Genomic DNA, 3758 nt, shown 5'->3' on the forward strand with positions numbered 1-3758 from the left:
AGCAGCGGCAGTGCCGTCGTTCAAGGTCAGGTCACCACCGGTCACGATAACGATCGCACCGTTGCCTGCGGTCGTGCGGATGTCGGACTGCGTTACGTCGGTTACGGCGGTGACACTCGCATCCGCGTTCACTTTCTGGATTGTCACGGCGACGTCGCCGACGGTGAGCGCGTTGGTTTCGTTGAGATAAATACCACCGGAAGTGGCGCGGGCCGAGAGTGTGGCGATGGTGGTGTCGAGGTGGTTCGTCGCGGTGGCGATGCCAAGGCCGGCGACCAAGCGGAGGCCAGCGGCGACGACGTCGACGGAGTGGTCCGTGTCGAGGTCGGTGATGCTGCCGGCCATCGCGATGAGTGAGACGTTCGCGAGCGTCGTGATCACCCCACCGAGGATAATGTTCGTCGCGGAAACGAGGCGCACGTCGGCTCCGGCGGTGATGTCGGCAGTGACCGAAGCAACAATCATGTTGGCTTCCAAATCAACGGTGCCGCTCGTTGTAATATCAGCGTTGAGTGTGAGCGTTGCGGTCGCGGTGAGCGTCACATGTCCGCTACCGGAAACAATGTCGGCGTTGACGGTGATCGAGCCGGTAGTCGCGAGAAGCACGTTGCCCGTGCCATGCGCACTGATCGATGTTGTGTCTGCGGCGGCGGTGCCGTCGTTGAGCGTAAGGTCACCGCCGGTCGTCAGCACGATCGCACCGTTGCCGGCGGTCGTGCGCACATCGGATTGCGTCACGTCGGTGACACTAGTGACCGACGCATCGATGTTTACTTTCTGAATCGTGACCGCGACGTCGTCGATTGTAAGGGCGTTGGTTTCCGAGAGGAAGAGGCCGCCAGAGGTGGCGCGCGCCGAGAGCGTGGAGATCGTGGTTTCGAGGTGGTTCGTCGCAGTGCCGAGGCCTAGACCGGCGACGATCCGCAGGCCGGCGGCGACGATATCGACGGCGCTGTTCGTATCGAGATCGGTGATCGAACCCGCGGTCGCGATGAGCGAGACGTTGGCAGGAGTGGTGATAACGCCACCGAGGATAATGTTCGTCGCGGAAACGAGGCGCACGTCGGCCCCCGCCGTGATGTCGGCGGTGAGCGAAGCCGTGATCAGGTTCGCTTCCAAGTCGACCGTGCCGGTCGTGGTGATGTCGGCGTTCAACGTGAGCGTCGCCGTGGCCGTCGCAGTCACGTGGCCAGAGCCAGAGAGGATGTCAGCATTCAACGTGATCGCGCCCGTGGTGGAGAGAAGGACGTTGCCGGTGCCATGTGCGCTCACTGCCGTCGTGTCGGCGGCCGCGGTGCCGTCGTTGAGCGTCAAATCGCCGCCGGTCACGAGGACGATGGAGCCGTTGCCGGAGGTGGTGCGGATGTCGGACTGCGTCACGTCGGTCACCGGAGTTACCGTCGCATCGACGTTCACCTTCTGGATCGTAACAGCGACGTCGCCGATCGTCAGCGAGTTGGTTTCGTCGAGGTAAATGCCGCCGGAGGTCGCACGTGCGGAGAGAGTGGCCATGGTGGTTTCGAGGTGATTTGTCGCCGTGCCGAGGCCGAGACCGGCCACGAGGCGCAGGCCGGAAGCCACCACGTCCACCGAGTTGTCCGTGTCGAGATCGGTGATCGAACCGGTGCCAGCGGTGAGTGAGACGTTCGCGGGCGTGGTGATGACACCACCGAGGATAATGGTCGTCGCCGAAGCAAAGCGCACGTGGCCACCGGCGGTCACATCCGCGGTGAGCGAGGCCGTGATCAGGTTCCCTTCCAAGTCGACGGTGCCGCCCGTCGTGAGGTCGGCGTTCAGCGTGAGCGTCGCCGATGCGAGGGTCGTCAGGTGACCGCTCGTCGATGCGACATCGGCGTTGACGGTAACATTGCCGGCCGCGGCGCGCAGATAAACGTTACCCGAACCGTGCGCGGTGACGGCGCCGGTGACGGTGAGATCGCCCGTGTCGACGAGGATCGAGATCGAGCCGTTGCCCGCTTGCGTCGTGGCACCGAGGACGATGAGGGTGGCGGTTTCGTGGAGGAAGATACCGCCGGAAGTGATGTTGGTCGCGGTGACGCTCGTGATCGTCGTGTCGATGTCGCTCGCGTTCGCGGCGCCGACGCCGGTGGCGGCCGTGAGCGTTGCCGTGCCAGTCGTGATGAGCAAAGCGCCCTCGCTCGGAGTATCATCGATGAGCGCGCCGGTCGTGGCGGTAAGCGTAAAGTCGCCGCTGGTGCTCACGATGCTCGCTTGGAAGGTGATGCTGTTTTGCGCGCGCAGGACGACCGACCCGGTCGTGGTCGTGATCGCCCGGGTGTCGGCGTTGACTCCGTCGGTGAGGGTAATCGAACCGGTGCGCGAAGTGAGTTCGATGGCGCCGGTGGTGGTCGTCAGGTCGGAAGTGGCGGCCACGTCACCGACCGTGGCAGTGGTGTTGCTCACCGAGACGCGGTTCACGTTGACGATCGCGACGGTGCCGATCGTGACATCGTCTTGCTCGCTCAAGCGGATGCCACCGGTGGTCGCGGCCGCGGCGAGCGTGGCGATGGTGATTTCAAGAACGTCGAGGGCGGAGCCGATGCCGACTCCGGCGAAGAGCCGCAGGTTCGCGGCGGTGATGTCGTTGAGCGTGGCACCCGCGTCGATGATCGATCCAGCGGTCGCACGGATGGTGACGCTGCCGGTGGCGGCGTTGAGGCCGGAGAGCGTGACGTCCTGCGCGGCGAGGAAGCGGATACTACCGCCGGCGGTCGTGACCGCGACGTTGTCGGCGAGCTTAATCGAACCGGCGGCGGCTTCCACGTCGAGCGTGCCCGTGCCGGTCGTCGCAAGGGAGGCTCCGGCGTTGAGGGTGACGGAACGCGCGGCAAGGAGAGTAATCGAACCGGTGCCGGAGGTGATCGCAGCAATGGAGATTAAATCAGAGTCGACTCCGGCGACACTCAGGCGGATGTGACCGGAGCCGGTCGTGCGGATCTGGCCGTTGATCGTCAGCGTGCCCGCAAGCGTGGTCAGGATGATCGGGGCTCCAGAAGCCTGGTTGACGATACCACCAGAGGTAATGGTGAGGGCGTCGGTTTCTTCGAAGACGATGCCGTTGGATCCAGTGTTCAGGGCGGTGAGACTGCCCAGTGCCGTGTCGATGTCAGCGACTCCGGTGCCGCCGATGCCGGTCGCAGCGGTGAACGACGCGGTGCCGGTGGTGACGAGGTTCGGGGTTTCAAGGAGCGTGTTGTCAGTGATCGCTCCGACGGTCGCGGTGAGCGCAAGGTTGCCGGAGGTGCTTGTGAGGAGGGAAAGCGCAATCGAGGTCGCGGCCGTGTAAGTGACGTTGCCGGTGGCGGTGGTCGTCGTCGTTCCATCGGCCATTGTGATCCCGGCCGTGTCCGCGGTGACGGCGATGGTGCCGGTGCCGCCGGTTGAGATGTTCGCATTTTGCGCGACGGTGTCGGCCGTGAGCGTGATGTTGCCAGTCGTGGAGCTCACGTTGGCCCCGAGCGAGAGCACGCCGGCTTCGGCGTTCACGCGGATCGTGCCGGAACCGTGGGCGGTGATGACGGCGGTCACGTTGACGGTGCCAGTGAGGATTTCCAAGTCGATGCGGCCGTTGCCACCGAGGGTGCGGATACCCGTGCCGTTGATCGTGAGCGCATTGGTTTCCTGGAGATAAATGTCACCGGAAGTAGTGTTCGTCGCTTGCAGCGTGTTGATCGTCGTGTCGAGATCCGCGGCCCCTGCCCCGCCCATCCCCGTCGCGGCGGTGAGCGTCGTCTGGC

The 3758-nt window shown here is 64.6% G+C and carries 1 protein-coding gene; it reads right to left on the reverse strand.

All coding sequences use genetic code 11. From position 1 onward, the window contains the following. The coding region (locus ACRRQW_RS21190) for a beta strand repeat-containing protein (protein ID WP_438483711.1) at positions 1–3758 on the reverse strand (3758 nt) is incomplete at both ends.

Source organism: Oleiharenicola lentus, assembly GCF_051660365.1.
GTDB classification, from domain to species: Bacteria; Verrucomicrobiota; Verrucomicrobiia; order Opitutales; family Opitutaceae; genus Lacunisphaera; species Lacunisphaera lenta_A.